The organism is Bacillus sp. z33, assembly GCF_058313615.1.
Genome location: NZ_JBZFQN010000003.1, coordinates 305,471 through 323,510 on the forward strand (window position 1 = coordinate 305,471; position 18,040 = coordinate 323,510).

Annotated in this window: 14 protein-coding genes; 12 read left to right on the forward strand and 2 right to left on the reverse strand. The window is 39.6% G+C overall.

Going from position 1 to position 18,040, the window contains the following annotated elements:
- Window positions 1-292: 292 nt before the first annotated feature.
- Window positions 293-3,052, forward strand: a complete 2,760-nt coding sequence (locus AC4G3L_RS13245) for an SH3 domain-containing protein (protein WP_491077456.1) — start codon at window positions 293-295, stop codon at window positions 3,050-3,052.
- Between the two features lie 433 nt (window positions 3,053-3,485).
- Here the strand turns inward: AC4G3L_RS13245 and AC4G3L_RS13250 are convergent, their stop codons facing one another.
- Together AC4G3L_RS13250 and AC4G3L_RS13255 are read right to left on the reverse strand one after the other, a co-directional pair.
- Entirely contained in the window at window positions 3,486-6,569 is a 3,084-nt protein-coding gene (locus AC4G3L_RS13250) for a S8 family serine peptidase (protein WP_491077457.1), read from the reverse strand.
- A gap of 557 nt (window positions 6,570-7,126) precedes the next feature.
- Window positions 7,127-7,759 carry a YigZ family protein gene (locus AC4G3L_RS13255; RefSeq protein WP_491077458.1) on the reverse strand — a complete coding sequence of 211 codons (633 nt, stop codon included), beginning with the start codon at window positions 7,757-7,759 and terminating at the stop codon, window positions 7,127-7,129.
- 310 nt (window positions 7,760-8,069) lie between these two features.
- Here AC4G3L_RS13255 and AC4G3L_RS13260 point away from each other — a divergent pair, with 310 nt between their 5' ends.
- The 11 genes from AC4G3L_RS13260 to flgL all read left to right on the forward strand — a co-directional run bounded on the left by AC4G3L_RS13260 (window position 8,070) and on the right by flgL (window position 17,791).
- On the forward strand, window positions 8,070-9,224 hold the full coding sequence (locus tag AC4G3L_RS13260) for a sensor histidine kinase (protein ID WP_491077459.1): 1,155 nt from the start codon (window positions 8,070-8,072) through the stop codon (window positions 9,222-9,224).
- A gap of 117 nt (window positions 9,225-9,341) precedes the next feature.
- A complete protein-coding gene (locus tag AC4G3L_RS13265) occupies window positions 9,342-10,028 on the forward strand; it encodes a response regulator (RefSeq protein ID WP_491077460.1) in 687 nt (228 codons plus the stop codon).
- Between the two features lie 143 nt (window positions 10,029-10,171).
- The gene (locus tag AC4G3L_RS13270) at window positions 10,172-10,678 is read left to right on the forward strand and encodes a GNAT family N-acetyltransferase (RefSeq protein WP_491077461.1); all 507 of its coding nucleotides are present in this window, start codon (window positions 10,172-10,174) and stop codon (window positions 10,676-10,678) included.
- Window positions 10,679-10,789: 111 nt separating this feature from the next.
- The gene (locus AC4G3L_RS13275; RefSeq protein WP_491077462.1) at window positions 10,790-11,638 is read left to right on the forward strand and encodes a DegV family protein; all 849 of its coding nucleotides are present in this window, start codon (window positions 10,790-10,792) and stop codon (window positions 11,636-11,638) included.
- 59 nt (window positions 11,639-11,697) lie between these two features.
- Window positions 11,698-13,080, forward strand: coding sequence for an ATP-dependent helicase ComFA (locus AC4G3L_RS13280; RefSeq protein ID WP_491077463.1), 1,383 nt, complete (start codon window positions 11,698-11,700; stop codon window positions 13,078-13,080).
- On the forward strand, window positions 13,077-13,769 hold the full coding sequence (locus AC4G3L_RS13285; protein ID WP_491077464.1) for a ComFC family protein: 693 nt from the start codon (window positions 13,077-13,079) through the stop codon (window positions 13,767-13,769). The genes AC4G3L_RS13280 and AC4G3L_RS13285 overlap by 4 nt, the downstream gene beginning before the upstream one ends.
- A 66-nt stretch (window positions 13,770-13,835) precedes the next feature.
- Window positions 13,836-14,246 carry a TIGR03826 family flagellar region protein gene (locus tag AC4G3L_RS13290; protein WP_491077465.1) on the forward strand — a complete coding sequence of 137 codons (411 nt, stop codon included), beginning with the start codon at window positions 13,836-13,838 and terminating at the stop codon, window positions 14,244-14,246.
- Window positions 14,247-14,459: 213 nt separating this feature from the next.
- Entirely contained in the window at window positions 14,460-14,723 is a 264-nt protein-coding gene (gene flgM / locus AC4G3L_RS13295; RefSeq protein WP_491077466.1) for a flagellar biosynthesis anti-sigma factor FlgM, read from the forward strand.
- Window positions 14,724-14,783: 60 nt separating this feature from the next.
- Complete coding sequence (locus AC4G3L_RS13300; protein WP_491077467.1) at window positions 14,784-15,278, forward strand: flagellar protein FlgN; 495 nt, start codon at window positions 14,784-14,786, stop codon at window positions 15,276-15,278.
- 21 nt (window positions 15,279-15,299) lie between these two features.
- The gene (gene flgK, locus AC4G3L_RS13305; protein ID WP_491077468.1) at window positions 15,300-16,904 is read left to right on the forward strand and encodes a flagellar hook-associated protein FlgK; all 1,605 of its coding nucleotides are present in this window, start codon (window positions 15,300-15,302) and stop codon (window positions 16,902-16,904) included.
- An 11-nt stretch (window positions 16,905-16,915) separates the two neighbouring features.
- Window positions 16,916-17,791 (forward strand): flagellar hook-associated protein FlgL, encoded by an 876-nt coding sequence (flgL, locus tag AC4G3L_RS13310; protein ID WP_491077469.1) that lies wholly within the window; start codon window positions 16,916-16,918, stop codon window positions 17,789-17,791.
- The last annotated feature ends 249 nt before the right edge of the window (window positions 17,792-18,040 follow it).

Below are 18,040 nucleotides of genomic sequence, written 5' to 3' on the forward strand. Positions count from 1 at the left end.
TTGAAATGTTGTATATCAATGACGATATAAGAGGTAAGTCTATATGTAAGTGAAAGAAGGCTTAGTGAAGACTACTGTTTTTCTAAATTGTAATGGCATTGTTCTCTATTGTAATATAACTTTATAGTTATGTATTTCCTAATTTAAATCAATTTAATATATAAATATTATCGTTTCTAATAATATATTAATATAAGAATTATATATTTTTTATTCCATTAATTTAAAAAAATAATATTATATAAATATAGTTATTTTGTTCGACACTTTGTTTACTAAAAGGAGAATCTCAATGAATAAAAGTAATAAGGGGCCGCTTAAGGTCATGGCAACATCTGTTCTTTTGTCAACTGGTTTAGTTTTTGGAAATGGACTTGTACCGACAGAAATTTTTACGGGAAAACAAGTGCATGCTGCTGCTGAAACCTACTATAAAACGACTGCTAATTTGAATATGCGAAAATCAGCAAACGCAAGCTCACAAAAAATCACAACGATTCCAAAGGGGAAACAGGTCACATACATATCTAAAAGCGGTACCTGGTATAAAGTGAAATACGGAACGAAGACCGGATATGTCAGCTCCAGCTATTTGAAAAAAGTGACAACTACAAGTGCAACTGTTTCTTCCACCACAAGTACATCTGTATATACTGCGACGGCAAACGTGAATTTACGCAAAACGGCTTCAACCAAAGCGGCAGTCTTAACGACCATACCAAAAGGAAAAACAGTCTCCTATCTATCAAAAAGCGGAAGCTGGTATAAAGTGAAATACGGAACGAAGACTGGATATGTGAGCTCTAATTATATAAAGGTTACTAAGAAAACAAGTACTTCAACTACAACGGCTACAAAAACTGAAACGATTAAAGCAACTAAATTCAAAACGACAGCCAATTTAAACATGAGGTCCACAGCATCTGCGAGCGGAACCAAACTGGTAACTATACCAAAGAATAAAGTTATCACTGCTACAGCTAAAACTGGAACCTGGTATAAGGTCTCTTACGGTGGTAAGACAGGTTGGGTCAGCAAATCATATCTAAATGAGTACAATCAATATACGACTACAAGTACCACTTACTATAATACGAAGGCCACTAGCTCCTTATATAGCGCTCCTAATACAAGTAAGGCAGCGGATCACTCTATACCAAAAAATAATATATTTACATCTACACAAATGGTCATTAATAGTGTCGGAGAAACGTGGTATAGAGTATCTTACAAAGGGAAAAACTATTTTATTCAATCCGGATCTGTAAGTAAGGTGTCGGCAGCGAATGTTACGAGTACCTCCTATACGGCAAATGAGGCGACTTACTTATATTCCTTTGCTGGGGAAAAGCACGGTACATTGGTTGCTATTCCAAAAGGGGCTAAAATAACGACAAGTTATAGAATCGGAGATTGGTATAAAACAACCTATGGTGGTAAAACGGGTTATATCAATATGGCTAAATTCTCAAAAACGGTAATATCCTCAGAAACGGTGATTACGGCTACGGAGTTCAAGACTACGGCAAATCTGATTTTACGTCAGACAGCATCCGCTACTGGTACGAAATTGGACACAATCCCTGTAAATACGGTTGTTACGGCTACAGCAAAATCAGAGGATTGGTATAAAGTGAGCTACAATGGCAAAACCGGTTGGGTAAGTGGCGCTTATTTGGTTAAGTACACTAGCAGCGCAGGCAATAACAATACTAATGGTTCAAATAATAATAACAATAACAATAACAATAATAATAATAATAACAGTGACAATCAAACAAACGTGCCGAGCGGTTCTGCGATTACTGAAACAACATATGTATCGATTGATCAATTGAATATTCGTGCTGCCGATTCGACATCTTCGCCTAAAGTCGGATCAATCCCTAAATATACACAGGTAAAATCAACCTATAAAACGAGTAACGGCTGGTACCAAGTGACGTTTGGGGGAGTAACAGGCTACGTATCAGGAGAATACCTAATTACAAAAGATAATTACGATAAAATGAACTCTTATGAAACGAATACAGATTCCTATTTACATCTGGATTTACGGACGAAATCCTCCGTTACGGCTGCACAAATTAATGCGTATATCGCAAAATATGCTACATCCAGTAATAGTGTCCTATTTAATAAAGGGTCCGTATTTATCGATGTGGCTAATAAATATGGTGTAAATGCCTTATATTTAGCAGCCCACGCCATACATGAAAGTAATTACGGAAAATCAACAATTTCTTTGGCAAAAAATAATTTGTTTGGTTTTGGATCTTATGATATTGCACCATTTGTGGGCTCAGTAAAATTTGCATCCATTGATGACAATATTGCCTTTATCGCACAAGAAATGAAAGCCACCTATTTAAATCCATCCAACTGGAAGTACAAGGGTGCGACTCTTGGGTATACGATTAAGGATGCCAATGGAAATCGAATCACTGATTTAAGTAAAGGAATGAACTTTTACTATGCCAGTGATTCCGATTGGGGAAATAAGATTGCCAAGCATATGACCAACATTTTGACATATAGCAGTGAGGGGGCAGTCGGTCAAAGTCCAAATACGTCGATACCGGCTAAACCTAGCTATCCAAGCGGCAAGGATGTATTTCCTGCAGGTACGATTGCTGTTGCCAATTCTTCTATTAGTCTAAGGAGTTCAAAGAGCAGTTCAGCGACTGTGGCAGCAACGATTAAAAAAGGTGACACCTTCAACCTTCTCGAGAAATGGAACGATTACTGGCTAACAGTTAGCTTTAATGGTAAAACATATTATACGAATACGGTTAGCTTAAGTACCTATAATCAGTATATGACTGTGAAAAATCTAGCCCGAGTTAATGGTGCTACCACTTTGAATGTCCGGGCATCAGCGAGTACGACAGCCGCTATAGTGGGATCTCTGCCTAATCATGAATATGTTGAGCTTGTGGTAGATTCAAATAAAAATCCAGTTAAAAGTGGGTCATGGTATAACGTTAAATTATCAAATGGAACAAAAGGTTGGGTATCCTCTACTTATCTAACGCTGGAATTAAATAAATAATATCTTTAAAAGTTGTCGATAGTCTCGGCAACTTTTTTTATTTGGATAGGAGGTATTTGCATTATCCCCTATATGCATAGCCTTTAACTCTAGAAATTGTGCTTCTCATTCATATGACTGCTGGATTAATTACCTGACATTTGGTATTCACTTGCTTATGCAATCTTATATGAGAAATAGGTTGGAATATAGCTTGAATATGGAGACTTTGGAATGATTGAAGAAGTTGTAATTCACTAAGGGATGTTTCATACGTAGGAACAAAATAGACATAAAGCAACCATTTGGGTGCGTTTATGTCTATTTTTTTAATCAGGTTATATAGGAGCGTTGATTACTATCTAATAGTGAATAGGCAGATAATTGTGCTACTCCATTAAAGAGAAGGCTAACCAAACTCTTTAGTTTGATCAGTGAAATCTAACTAATCTAATTAATAGTTGTAGTACCATTCATTATAGGAGTAGTCATAAATATTACCCAGTTCATCTTTAAAGGACAATACATACACTAAGTCGGCATATGTATAATCATCAAACAGATTGTCAGGTACAAGGTAGTTCAATTTGTTTTCCCCTACTTTGAATGTATATGATTGTCGGTCATAATAATTATTGAGGTTTCCCGAGTTATAATCATAAACGGTTAACTGCATCTCTGTTTCTTTTGTTACGTTTGTGACTACATCAATACCAGTATTATGAGTATCTACACTTTGAATCCACACTGGATACTCATCATCATAATTACTTAAAATAGAGCCGCTTGCTTTTGTTTCTTTACCCATCTCTGTTTTAGCTTTAATAACGTAAGTGAGAGGTCCGTAAAAATAGGTATCCCAGTCGTCCTCCCAATAGACTCCGCTGTTACTTTTTCCGTCCCATATGAATTTTTGAATTCCTGCCTCTGTTTTTACATTTTTGCTAACCGTCTTAACTAGAGAGTTATTACTGTCATAAATTTCGATCGTGACGGCAGCGGAATCAGAAAGTTTATAGAAGACTTCAATGTCTGTTCCATAATAATCTGTAGATTTATTTTGGACCTGCTGCGGATACTCTATTTTAATAACTTGGCGATTTACATTAAGATTTGCACTGTATATTGCACTATTTCTATACTTGTCTGTTGCGATGATTTTGTAGGTATAGACCCCATCGGCAATAAACTCACCATTAGAATTGGTTCCATTCCACCAGAATTCATAAATACCCTCATTCTGGTTCTCATTTGTGAGGATTGTATGGATTAATGTTGAACCTTTATAAATAGTGATTGAAACAGTGGAAGTTTTAGTGAGTGTATATGGAATTGCAACGTTTGTGTTTCCAGTGATATCTTTTGCTCCCTTGCCACTGATAAAATTAAGTCGGTGATCTTCGAGTTTAAAGGATTTGCTCTTAATCGTTTTTTTATTGCCGGTAAGGTCTTTTAATTCGTACTGGAATACATAATTTCCTTCGGCAACAAGCTTATTCTTACTATCTGTTCCATTCCACTCATGTTGGATGGTTGAAGGATTATACAGCTTGTTAGTAACCAGTGTTTTTACTTTAGAGCCTTTGCTATTCAAAATAGAAACAGTCATATATAGCTTTTCTTTAGATATAAAGGTTGCATTGTGTTTATTTTTCTCTGTTGCTTTAAATGTGGCAGCCACATTATTCAGCGTACCATTAAGGGTCGTATCAACCGTAATAGTGGATTTAACTGTGTTTCCTTTAACTTTCGTAAGAGAGACGGTTTCGAAGGAAAGTTTATAATTTCCATCTTTAACTGTTTGGTTTTTTGAGTTTTTCCCATCCCAGGTGATTGATTGCTTGCCACCCTTGATGGTTTTATTATTCATAATCGTATCAACTGTTTTTCCTGCACTATCTAAGACTTTAACAGTCACTTTCGAATCTTTGTTGAGTACATAAGGGACTTTTATACTTTTAGCAATTTTATGTGAAAAATTTGCTGTTTTACTGGTGACGGTTGGGGCTACTTTATCCTTAACTGTCACGGTTTTTGTTTTATAAAGGTTCGTGCTGCCTTTAGTTGCTCTTGCAACAATCGTATATTTTCCTGTTTTGGCATAGCTATATGAGCCTGTCTTCCCATCCCACGATGTGGAGACTTTTCCCCAGCTCCACGATTTGTTAGAAACTAAATTTCGAACGACTTTCCCTTTTGAATCTTTCACATAGATAGATATTTTTGACGTACCATATGAACTGAGAGAGATAGTATGTTTATTTTTCCCTGTAGCAGAGAATGTTGCGTTCGTGCTTATGGCTGATAACTGGCCAAGCGTATTTGACAACGCTTTGCTCCCATCAATTCGTCCATACCCATAAAAATTGTCCCAGCCTTTCGAACCAAGGTCTTTGACAGATTTATTCATAATACCTTCGACGTGATCTGGTGTAAGCCAAGGGTTTTTAGAAAGAATCAGAGCTGCAACTCCACTTACAACTGGAGCGGCCATCGAAGTTCCATCCATATTTTTATAAGAACTGCCTGCAATGGTAGAATAAATCTCTTCACCCGGGGCGGAATAGTTTATATAGTTTCCATAATTAGAAAAGTTGGATATTCTGTCATTTTTATTAGTAGAACTGACTGCTAACACATGATTTAATGCAGCTGGGTAAGACTCATAATAGGTATCATCATTACCCGCTGCTGCAACAATAACGGCCCCTTTTTTATGTGCGTATTCAACTGCATAGTCAATATATGAACTGTAATAATAGCTTCCAAGACTTAAGTTCAATACTTTTGCTCCATTATCAACGGCATATATAATCCCATCACCTATACTATAAGCATCTGCGTATTGTCCATTAAAAACTTGGACCGGCATGATTTTAACATTCGGAGCTATACCTGATATTCCGATTGTATTCTGGGATGCGGCGATGATACCAGCCACGTGAGTACCATGATTATCTGGAGTTATCTTGGTGTTGTTGTAGACAATATTCTTTTGTTTTGTAATTTTCCCTTTGAGATCTGGGTGACTCGTCTGTACCCCACCATCAATAACAGCCACTGTAATTGAGGAGGATCCTTTTGATTTGTCCCATGCTTTTGGCATATTGATCTTTGGTAAATACCATTGGTTTTTATAATGCTTGTCTTTTGGTGTATAAGTTTGTTTGTATAATATATTAGGTTCGACCAATTGAACAGATTTATGATTAGAAAGCTTTTTGGCCATAGTAGCTAGGTTGGAGTTCTTAGTTATAGAGACTAAAGAATAATTCCCTATATCAGAGTAGGAGAGCTCAGTGCCTTTAATACTATGGATGATTTGCTCACGATCTTCCTTGGAAAGGACAGATTTAAACTTAACAATTAACTCTTGCTCTGTGTATTCTTCCTTATCTACGGTACTGAATAATTTTATACCATTCTTGGTGCTCTGTTTTTGCACTGTTTCCGTAGCGTCTGCAGTGGCATTGAAAACTGTAAAACAAAACAGAAATAAAATAAATGCACCCATTCTTTTGATTAATGAAATTCTCATTATGTCCCCCTATTTTAAATGAATTCTCACAATAATTCCCTATGGGATATATCGGCTATGAAACTAGTAATATTTAACTATTTTTAAAAGGTATTCTATGAACCTTTGGCATCAGTTCTTATTATGGGAGTTTCTCTTTAAAAATTGGTTTTGGAGTAACTTACGGACCATTGAGGATGAGTGACAGGAGTGAAATTATAAGTATTTTAAACAAATCATCGGATTGCTAGAAACTCACCTTATTTTTTAATTTACCGAGCTTTTCTTGAGGTTGCAGGTTGAAGATTCTATGCGGAAGATGTTAATGGGGGTTTTAGTTGAAACAGAAACAGAATCGAATCTTTTACGTGAGCCTCTGCAGATAAGGCCGTAGACAGGTAAGAAGAACCATGAGAATGAGTAGAACCTGGTAGACTCACTTTATAAATTACCCCTTCTTTGTCCAATGTTTTCATTCATCTTACCAAATCTTCATTTTGAAAATTGCTGTATCTTGTCGATGAACTCAAATTTTCTTGGAAATATTCTGTCAAAGAAGGGGGGGAATCAAATCCTAATCAAACATCATGCTCCAGATACAACATGTCGCCTTCCTCGATCAATGCCTGGCCGTTGGATAAATCCGTCATCCAATCAATGAAGGCCTGCTTTGCGTCTTCTTCTGCAAAGGAATCGATCAAGACTTTTTCGAGGTAGTGAATTTCTTTAATGGAATAGTGCGAGTTGCGAAGTTCATTTTCGATTTTCCCGAGGAGGGTATAGTCGAAGGTGGATTTCATGACACGCATTAATCTTCTTTCCACCACGCCGGTTGCATTAATTCCTTCTGAAGCCGTGCTTCCGTAAGCACGGATTAGTCCTCCGGCCCCGAGTTTAATTCCGCCGAAATAACGTGTGACGACTACTACGGTATCTTTCAGCCCTTTTTTCTTAATGACTTCAAGAATGGGGACGCCTGCTGTACCGCTTGGTTCTCCATCATCATTTGCTTTTTGAATGAGGTCGTTTTCACCAATCATATAAGCTGAACAATTATGGGTCGCATCCCAATGTTTTTTCTTGATCGATTGAATAAATTGTATGGCCTCTTCCTCTGATTCTACACGGCTTACATAAGCGATAAAGCGCGACTTTTGGATGATTTGTTGCGATTCTCCATATCCTTTTACCGTTTTATATGAATTCAGCATCTAAAACTGCCGCCTTTCTTTCTATATCCATTCTAGTATACTTTATTCTTTTGTTCCTAAAACACCTTTTATTACAGAAGAATAATTTGGTTGTGATATAGATGTAATATAGTTAAGAGTAAAAAAATAATGGAAAGCGTGCTATAATTTAACTATTATGCAGTATTTAACTTCCATCATAGATGAACTTTACCCAAAATAATCAGTTATACCCATAAGGGAAGTTCATGACGAATGAACTCTTTTATTATGAAATTGGAATAGATGAAGTAATGGATTCTTTTTGCACCATAACAGGAGGTAAAGTACAATGCGGGTACCTAAGCTGGATGGGAAGGGACTCGACAGCATCCTCAATCATATGATCAGTACCGTAGATAATAGTAAGGGAGAAATATATGAAATAGGTGAACACTGCCAGCATGAGTTTGATCAACTTTCTTCTGAATTGGGATCTGTTCGAACAATGGTACTTAAGGTTATAGACGATGGGGATGAATTGGAACAGAAAGCTCGTGATTCCCGTAAACGTTTGTCAGAAGTTTCATCGCGTTTCAAGGAATTCACAGAGGAGCAGGTGCGGACTGCCTATGAACAGGCCCATACGTTCCAAGTCGATTTGACGATGAACAGGGAGCTGGAAAAACAGCTTCGAAAACGTCGGGATGATCTTGAAAGAAGGCTGATTAACCTTAAGGAAACGATTGATCGGGCTGAGAATCTTGTATCCCAGATTACCGTTGTCCTGCATTATCTAACGAGTGATTTGCGGGATATGTCAGAGGTTCTTGATATGTATAAACAGAAACAGGACTTTGGCTTTAAAATCATTGAGGCACAGGAAGCAGAGCGGAAAAAACTTTCCCGTGAAATTCATGATGGACCTGCTCAAATGCTTGCCAATGTGATGGTTCGTTCCGATTTGACAGAACGAATTTTTCGGGAGCGCGGCCCGGAAGAAGCCTTGCTGGAGATTAAATCTTTGAAACAAATGGTTCGCAGTGCCCTGGCTGAAGTCAGGCGAATTATATATGACCTGCGCCCCATGGCTTTGGATGACCTTGGATTGATTCCGACTTTGCGTAAATATTTGCAAACAATCGGCGACTACAATCCGAGTGTTGAATTTAAATTTCAGATTTACGGACAGGAAAAGAGGCTGGAGCCGAATTATGAAGTGGCTTTATTCCGACTTGCCCAGGAAGCGGTCCAGAATGCAATTAAACATGCAAATGCCAGTCTTATTCAGGTGAAGCTCGAACTTTTGAACGATAAAGGGACATTAACTGTACGGGATAATGGGCGTGGCTTTGAACCGCATAAACAAAAGGATGAGTCCTTTGGAATTATGGGTATGAATGAGCGCATTGAGACGCTTGAAGGAGAAATGACCATTCAATCCAGCGTGGGTGGAGGTACTTTAGTCTATATTCAAATCCCACTAAAAGCATCGGTTAATATGTAAATGTTCATTAAAATAGTTTTATAGTTATATTTCTGGTAAATGTTTGTAGTTTGAATGTAGTCAAGAATATAATAGAGATAACGACTACTACTGTAAGAGTAATAGGGGAGGAAAATAATGACAACGACAATTGCAATCATAGATGATCATCAATTATTTCGAGAAGGGGTTAAACGGATTCTGGATTTTGAATCTTCTTTCTCCGTAATCGCTGAAGGGGACGATGGCAGCGAGGCTATTTCCATTATGGATACACATCATCCGGATGTAGTGATTATGGATATCAATATGCCAAAGGTGAATGGTGTTGAAGCAACCGGGCAGCTGATTGAAAAATTCCCGGATTCTCGCGTGATTATGCTGTCGATCCATGACGATGAAAACTATGTAACCCATGCTTTAAAAACAGGAGCACGCGGCTATTTATTAAAGGAAATGGATGCTGATGCCCTAATCGAAGCTGTTAAAGTCGTAGCAGATGGGGGTTCCTATTTGCATCCGAAGGTTACTCATAATTTGGTGCGTGATTACCGCAGACTGGCAACAGATGAGGCAACAAATGGTGATAATATCATGAATGTAGAAATTCGTCGTCCATTGCATTTGTTAACACGCCGTGAATGTGAGGTCCTTCAATTACTGGCTGATGGCAAAAGTAATCGAGGAATCGGTGAGACTCTGTTTATTAGCGAAAAGACGGTTAAAAACCATGTAAGTAACATCCTGCAAAAAATGAATGTAAACGACCGTACCCAGGCTGTTGTATATGCAATCAAAAACGGCTGGGTTGAAGTTAGAGTATAATAGAATAAAGATTATGGCACTGACCATTTGGTTGGTGCTTTTTTGTTCATTATGGATTGGTAATTGATAGGGAATCCTTTGAGTGATTTACCATACTGTTTATCATTTGATATCGTTTTTTCTCAAGTTAGGAGGGGGAAACTGTGGATATTCCATATAAAATTAGAGATGCTAATCAAGAAGATTTAGTTCGAATCGTCGAAATTTATAATTCCACGATTCAAAGTAGAATGGTAACAGCCGATATAGAAATAGTGGATGTAGAAAGCCGTTTAGATTGGTTCCTGAATCATACCTCTGAAAAAAGGCCTTTATGGGTAATGGAAGAGGACGGTACGATCATGGGATGGCTCAGCTTTCAGGATTTTTATGGACGGCCTGCTTATCAAGCGACCGCAGAAATCAGTATTTATATGGACCATTCTTACCGGTATAAAGGGGTTGGAGCTCACTTTTTGGAGTATGCCATTAAGCGGGCGCCGAGCTTGGGGATTGAAACATTACTCGGATTTATTTTTGCCCATAATGAACCAAGTATTCGCCTTTTTAAGAAGTATGGATTTGAAGAATGGGGGAATTTTCCTGGTGTTGCTGAACTTGATGGAGTGAAAAAAGATTTGCTGATTCTTGGCAAGAAAATAGTGGTTTGAATAATCTAAAAAGTAGCATTTCAAACAATATAATGCAAATCGAAGGATAATCATTTAAAATGAAGAATATAAATAGAGGAAAATCTTAATAACAAGGAAGGTTTTCAAATAATGAGAACTGCAATAATTACAGATAGTACAGCTTATATACCTAAAGACCTGCGTATGCAGTATGACATACATATGATTCCATTGAGTGTAGCATTTGGAGATGAAGTCTATCAGGAAGAGAATGAGTTAACTGCTTCTGATTTTTATGAGATGGTGCAACGCTTGGACAAGCTCCCAACGACCTCTCAGCCGTCAACGGGTAAATTCATTGAAAAGTTTGAAGAGCTTGCTAAAGATTATGACGCTGTTGTCACGATCCATTTATCGAGCGGAATCAGCGGAACCTATCAAGGGGCGATTACAGCTGGAGAAATGGTTGATGACATCAAAGTCTATGCTTTTGATTCCGAAATCACCTGCATGATTATGGGACTGTTTGTTCTTGAAGCAGCCAAAATGGCAAAGGAAGGCAAGCATCCTGAGGAGATCATTGCACGCTTACATGAACTCCGCGATTCCTCTAATGCTTACTTCATGGTAGACGATCTTTCAAACTTACAAAGGGGCGGCCGCTTAAATGGTGCTGCAGCTATAATTGGCAGCTTGCTTCAAGTAAAGCCAATCCTTCATTTCGAAAACAAGGTCATTGTCCCTTTTGAAAAAATCCGTACGAAGAAAAAGGCGCTTAAACGAATCGTTGAGCTCTTTGAGATTGAGTATCAAAAGGGTGAGCCTCTTCAAGCTGTTTTAATTCATGGGAATAGTGAAGAAGAAGCGGCTGAAATGTTGAATGAACTGAAAGCGAAGTTCCCGGAAGCCGAATTCAGCCTCAGCTATTTTGGTGCCGTTATCGCTACCCACTTGGGCCAGGGAGCTTTCGGACTTGGCTGGGCAAAACGATATAACTAACAATCCTCATTTGGGTCGGCTGTATGGCTGACCCTTTACTTTTAAAGGAGGTTTTCCATTTGAAAGCATCCAGACTCACCCCATCATCCTCTGCGATTACTCTGCAGCAGCTCCTCGTTGGCAAAGAGCTCCTCATCACTGAAATCCCAAAAGAATTGAAGGATCACCTGCATACGAATGAACACATCTACTCTGTTAAAGGAATTGAACAAGGCGTTTGCAGACGTTGCGGAAATGCGGATTCTCGCTTGTTTGCAACATTCCCCCACAGTGTATGTGGTGAAGACTGCCTTTATTGCCGTTATTGCATTATGATGGGCAGAATCAGCTCCTGCTCTACTCTTTATGGTTGGAAGGGCGATATGCCTTCGTGGAATCCTGAAACAGCCCGACTAAACTGGAATGGAGAACTCTCCTCATCTCAAAAAGAAGCTTCAGATAAAATAACGGAAGCTGTACGGGGCAATTTAGATTTGCTCATCTGGGCAGTCTGCGGAGCCGGCAAAACCGAGATGATTTTCGCCGGTGTTGAAGAAGCTCTTTATTCAGGAAAACGAGTTTGCCTGGCTACTCCCCGCACGGATGTCATTCTGGAGCTTGCTCCAAGGCTCCGTGCCGTATTCCCGAATATTCCGATTGCAGCCCTTTATGGGGATAGTGAGCAAAAACAGCTTTTTGCTCCATTTGTTTTATCGACCACCCATCAGCTGATGCGCTATGCGGAGGCTTTTGATGTGATGATTATTGATGAAGTAGATGCTTTCCCCTATTCCTTTGATCCACATCTCCATTACGCCGTGAAAAAGGCCTGTAAAAAAGATGCTGCTGTCATTTATTTGACCGCCACTCCATCCAAACGCTGGCAGCGTGAATTTCAACATGGTGAACGAAACGGAATTCTGCTCCCGGCCCGCTTTCACAGACACCCCATCCCAGTTCCCTCTATGAAATGGATTGGAAACTGGTCTTCTTCTATTCAGAAAAATAAACTTCCCAAACCTTTGGCCAATTGGCTGAAACAAGCCATTGAAAGCAAATTGCCCTTTCTTATTTTCTTCCCGAATATCGTGTTAATGGAAAAGTCACTTCCTCTTTTTCAAAGCTATATGCCAGCCATCCTATCTGTCCACGCGGAGGATCCTGAACGAAAAGATAAAATCATACAGCTGCGTAGGGGTGAGATTCAGGGCTTGCTGACAACTACGATTTTGGAAAGAGGTGTGACGATTCCTAAATTGAATGTGGCGGTTGTTGGAGCAGAGGAGGATATCTTTACGGAGTCAGCACTCGTTCAAATTGCCGGACGGGTTGGCAGAAGTAAAGACCACCCACATGGTGATTGTATATATTTTCATTATGGAAAAACGAATGCCATGCTTGATGCCATTCAGCAAATTAACCAAATGAATAAAGAAGCCGTCAAAAGGGGGTTAGTGGATTGACCATTTTTCAATCTTCTATTTGTCTCTATTGCCACAGCCCCATTCAGGAGAGTGCAGGCTGGGCGAATATCTTCTTTTTAGAGGAGGCTGATTTACTCTGTACAACGTGTCGTTCCATGCTTACACCCATCCAGGGGAGTACATGTGAGATTTGCTGTAAGCCACTCCAGGAGGGGGTCAGATGCCCAGATTGTGAGCAGTGGCTGATAGACCCATTGTACAGCCGCGCGCTTGATTATAATGTTTCCTTATATACCTATAATTCATTTATGAAGGACGTCATTGCCCGCTTTAAATATCGCGGAGACTATGAGTTGGTTCGCTTATTCAGCAATGAACTGCGTAAAAAAGCGCCGCAAGCAGACGTTGTGATTCCCATTCCGCTAAGTGACGAACGCATATATGAACGTGGGTTTAACCAGGCTGAAGCGATGGGTGTAATGGCCGGGATTCCTCTGACCTGCGGGCTGATTCGTGTACATGGAGAAAAGCAGTCGAAAAAGAGCCGGTATGAGCGCATCCATACGGAACAGGTTTTTGGTATCCATCCTGAAGCCTCATCTTTTCAGGACAAAACCATTCTTGTGCTTGATGATATTTATACAACAGGCTCAACCCTGAGGCATGCCGGTATCATTTTAAAGGAGGCAGGTGCAAGGACCGTGATTTCTTTGACAATCGCACGGTAGCCTTCATTTTTTTAATAAAAATCCGATAAGTAAACTATAACCTTGCTTATGAGGAGGAAACGTTTGATGAATGAACTATCTAATTGTCCGAAATGCCAAGCCCTGTTCGTGAAAAATCAATTCAGGGATGTATGCGAGATTTGTTATAAAAAAGAAGAAGCTATCTATAATGATGTTTACCAATATATCCGTAAACGTGAAAATCGCACAGCAACAATTGTTCAGGTGGTAAAAGCAACAGGTGTGGATGAGTCTTTGTTAATGAGATTTATCAAAAGCGGGAAGCTGAGAATCACGTCCAATCCCAATTTGGGCTATACGTGTGAGTATTGCGGGTCCTTAATTCGGGAAGGCCGGTTTTGTGTACGCTGCACGGAAGATTTGCGTGCCGACCTTGAGCAGCATGAACGGGATGAGACACTCCACAAAGAGATAGAAGAACGTGCGCACCAAATGACCTATTACCGCAAATCTTAGTGAAAATAAGTATTTAGACCTGGCTAATCAATTTTGAATAATGCTTTTCTCTATGTCATAATTTTCTTAATGGATTAGTAAACAAATCATCTTTGTTGTCGATATTAATAATAGAGATGCAAGAAGGGCTGACGATACAATCTGTTCATCAGATTGTATACAATCAATCATCCCTAGAAGCTAATGTGACGGAAGGAAAGTGAGGAACGCAAAATGAAAATTAACCAGATTAATCAATACGGCGTAAACCCATACCAAAAGGCAGTCAATAAAGCCGATACCTCCATGAAGCCTTCTCAGCTTGCCGATAAAGTGGAAATCTCCAGTCAAGCGAAAGAAATGCAGAATATATCGAGTGTAACGGTTGAGCGTCAAGCTAAAATAGACGAAATTAAAATGCAGATTGAGAACGGCACCTATCAAATGAATGTCAATGAGACAGCAAAAAGCGTATTCAATTTTTATTCACAAAAATAAACCTGAGGCCAGTATGAGGTTTGTACTGGCTTTCTTTTTTTATATGGGGTGAACGTACAAATGTCAGCTCTATCGATTATTCAAACACTGCGGCAGCTCATTGATCTGCACAGGGAACTGAATAGAATGGCTCAGGAAAAAACAGAAGCAATCAAGGCTGAAGAGTTAAAACCATTAAGCAGCCTGCTGGTTCGGGAAAGAAAGTTAGTTGTTGCGATTGAAAGGTTAGAAAAGGTTCGGCAGGATGACGTACATGCCTTTCTTGAAAAAAAGGGCGTCTATCAAGGTTCCGCCTCTTTATCAGAGTGTATCCAATATGCTAATGAAATGGAGCAAGCTGAACTGAATAATTTGGGAACCGAATTGAGAGCTGAGGTTACACGTTTAAAAGAACGAAATGAATTAAACCAGCAGTTAATCTATCAATCTCTGCAATTCGTGAATTTAAATTTAAATCTTATGTTACCAGAGACGGAGAACTATACATATGAAAGGCCGCAGGATTCAGAGGGTGGGAGAAAACAAAGCCAATCGCTATTTGATTCGAAGGCCTGAAACGAAAATGGAGGAGCTTTTATGACATCAACCTTTCACGGGTTAGAAACAGCCAGGCGCGGACTGACGACTCATCAAGCTGCTTTAAATGTAGTGGGTCAAAATGTTGCCAATGCCAATACTCTCGGATACTCACGCCAGCGGGTTAATATGACAACGGAAACAGCCTTTCCAAATCCTTCGATGAACCGCGAAGAAATACCCGGTCAATTAGGCACTGGTGTTAAAGCGGGTTCTATCCAGAGGATTCGTGAAAGCTTCTTGGATGTCCAATATAGAAGTGAAAGTACAAAGCTCGGGTTTTGGAATGGAAAAGCGGAAGGGTTAAGTAAAATAGAGGATGTAATGAATGAGTTGGAGGGAACAGGTTTAGCTGATTCCATCGATTCATTCTGGCAGTCCTTGCAGGATCTGGCCATAAACTCTGTTAACTCCGGTGGGAAGGCAGTTGTTCGCGAACGGGGGATTGCCCTGGCAGATACGTTCACCTATTTGAATGGTTCCTTAAATATGGTCCGTTCCGATTTGAAGAATGAATTGAGTGTGACAGTTGAAAAGGCCAATGGCTTGATGGAAAGCATCGACAACCTCAATAAACAAATCGCAGCGATTGAACCGCATGGGTACTTACCGAATGATTTATATGATTCGCGTGATCTGTTAATTGATGAGCTTTCCTCCATGATGAATATTAAAGTCGATTATGTAAAAAACGGCGGGAATTCACAGGCGCAAGCAATAGGAACTGCCGTGATCAAGCTGAACAATGGCACGGCTGAACCGATGACACTGGTGGATTCCACTACGGTTAATCCCATTACTCTTACCTATAATGGTGAGGATGGAGCGGTTGATACGGTGCAAATTGGCGGGAATGAAGTTCCTACAGCCATCTTTACTTCTGAAGGCAAGCTGCTCTCTCTACTTCAAACCTATGGATATATGAACGCGGATGGGAAGCAGATTGGTGATTTGCCAGATATGCTCAAAGAACTTGACCATATGGCGTATACCTTTGCAACTGAGTTTAATAAGGTTCATAAGGAAGGCTTAAGTGCAAAGGAACTTGCAGCCTGGAAATCAGCTTTGGAGAATGATCCAACTGCGAAGGCAGAAGATTTTAATGAAGATATTTTGTTCTTTGTTGATGAAAATAATGCTGAACCTCAGAACGTCAAAGGTTTTGCCGGCCGTATTCAAATTTCTAAAGAAATACAGGGAAGCTACGATTATATTGCAAATGCATCACTTGCCACTCCAAATGATGGGGATGCCAGCCATGTCTTAAAACTGGCTAATGTCTTTTATGAAAAGTTCAATTATAAAGACGCATTGACGGACCCTTCTGCCAATGCTGAAAAAGAGTATTTAGGCGCCTATTTGCAAAGCGTGATTGGAAGCATGGCCGTTAAAACGGAGCAGGCGCATCGTTTATCCGAGAACAGCACGACCTTGCTGCAGAATGTCAGTGACAGACGCTCATCTGTCAGTGCTGTCTCATTGGATGAAGAAATGACAAATATGGTTCAGTTTCAGCAGGCGTATAATGCATCGGCTCGAATGATTACGATGTTGGATGAATGTCTTGATAAAATAATCAACGGCCTTGGCGTCGGTGGCAGGTAGGTGAATAGAAAATGAGAGTCACGCAAAGTATGGTAGCAGCCAATTCTTTACGGAATATTAATAAAAGCTATGGATCCATGGCGGGCTATCTGGAACAGCTGTCAAGCGGTAAGAAGATCACGAAAGCCTCCGATGATCCCGTTGTAGCTCAAAAGGGAATGTATTACCGGACAAGCCTGAAAGAAGTCGAGCAATATAAGCGTAATTTATCCGAGGTCTATCTTTGGATGGACAACTCGGAAGCTTCTATGGATCAGGGGAATAAAAGTTTTCAGCGGATTCGCGAATTAATGCTGCAGGCAAAAAATGATACAAACCAAACAGAAGACCGGGAAGCTATCCAAAAGGAAATTTCTCAGCTGAAAGAGGATTTAGTTTCCGTCGCAAATACGCAGGTTGCCGGCCGTTATATTTTCAACGGAACGAGTGTGAATACAGCGCCTGTTAAAAGTGGCGAAAACGGAATTGAAGTAAGTTCCGGAAATGAGCCTTATTTGGTAGAAGTATCAAGAGGGATTCAATTAAAGGCAAATGCAGACTCTTCTCAATTATTCAGTCAGGAACTGTTTGATACAATTGGAGACATTGAGAACAAATTATCCGATGAAGATATGAATCTCGACTCTTTACTGGAGAAATTCGATCGTTTAGTCACGACTTTTTCAGCAGAACGTTCCGACCTTGGTGCCCGCTACAATCGCCTCGAACTATTGGAATCAAGAATTGATAACCAGGAAGTATTGGCCAAAAAGGTGCTAAGTGAAAACGAAGATGTAGACATGGAAAAGGTTTATACAGATTTTATTACGCAGGAAAGTGTGCACAAAGCTGCCTTGCAAATGGGAGCCAGCATCATTCAGCCAAGCCTGCTTGATTTCTTGCGTTAAAAAAGAGGAGTTGACTCAAGAAGCGCCCTTTGGCCAATTGGGTCTGCTCTTTTTTTATGTTTGGGAAAAGGATGAGATTCTATGCCGATTTTCCAATTGCGAATGAATTCAACATCGGTACAGCTTGGTTATCAAATCACGCGTATTAATCAATCGATTGATTAACAGATATCAATTATATTCCAGGTAGTATAAGCAATTATATGAAACAAGTTCGATCTTTTAAATTTTTTATAGCCAATCAACATC

Bases quoted from the DNA above. Each gene is read 5' to 3' on its own strand.
- flgK (WP_491077468.1), top strand. From the start codon at position 15,300: ATGACATCAACCTTTCACGGGTTAGAAACAGCCAGGCGCGGACTGACG.
- AC4G3L_RS13245 (WP_491077456.1), top strand. From the start codon at position 293: ATGAATAAAAGTAATAAGGGGCCGCTTAAGGTCATGGCAACATCTGTT.
- AC4G3L_RS13300 (WP_491077467.1), top strand. From the start codon at position 14,784: ATGTCAGCTCTATCGATTATTCAAACACTGCGGCAGCTCATTGATCTG.
- AC4G3L_RS13255 (WP_491077458.1), bottom strand. From the start codon at position 7,759: ATGCTGAATTCATATAAAACGGTAAAAGGATATGGAGAATCGCAACAA.
- AC4G3L_RS13260 (WP_491077459.1), top strand. From the start codon at position 8,070: ATGCGGGTACCTAAGCTGGATGGGAAGGGACTCGACAGCATCCTCAAT.
- AC4G3L_RS13265 (WP_491077460.1), top strand. From the start codon at position 9,342: ATGACAACGACAATTGCAATCATAGATGATCATCAATTATTTCGAGAA.
- flgM (WP_491077466.1), top strand. From the start codon at position 14,460: ATGAAAATTAACCAGATTAATCAATACGGCGTAAACCCATACCAAAAG.
- AC4G3L_RS13275 (WP_491077462.1), top strand. From the start codon at position 10,790: ATGAGAACTGCAATAATTACAGATAGTACAGCTTATATACCTAAAGAC.
- AC4G3L_RS13290 (WP_491077465.1), top strand. From the start codon at position 13,836: ATGAATGAACTATCTAATTGTCCGAAATGCCAAGCCCTGTTCGTGAAA.
- flgL (WP_491077469.1), top strand. From the start codon at position 16,916: ATGAGAGTCACGCAAAGTATGGTAGCAGCCAATTCTTTACGGAATATT.
- AC4G3L_RS13250 (WP_491077457.1), bottom strand. From the start codon at position 6,569: ATGAGAATTTCATTAATCAAAAGAATGGGTGCATTTATTTTATTTCTG.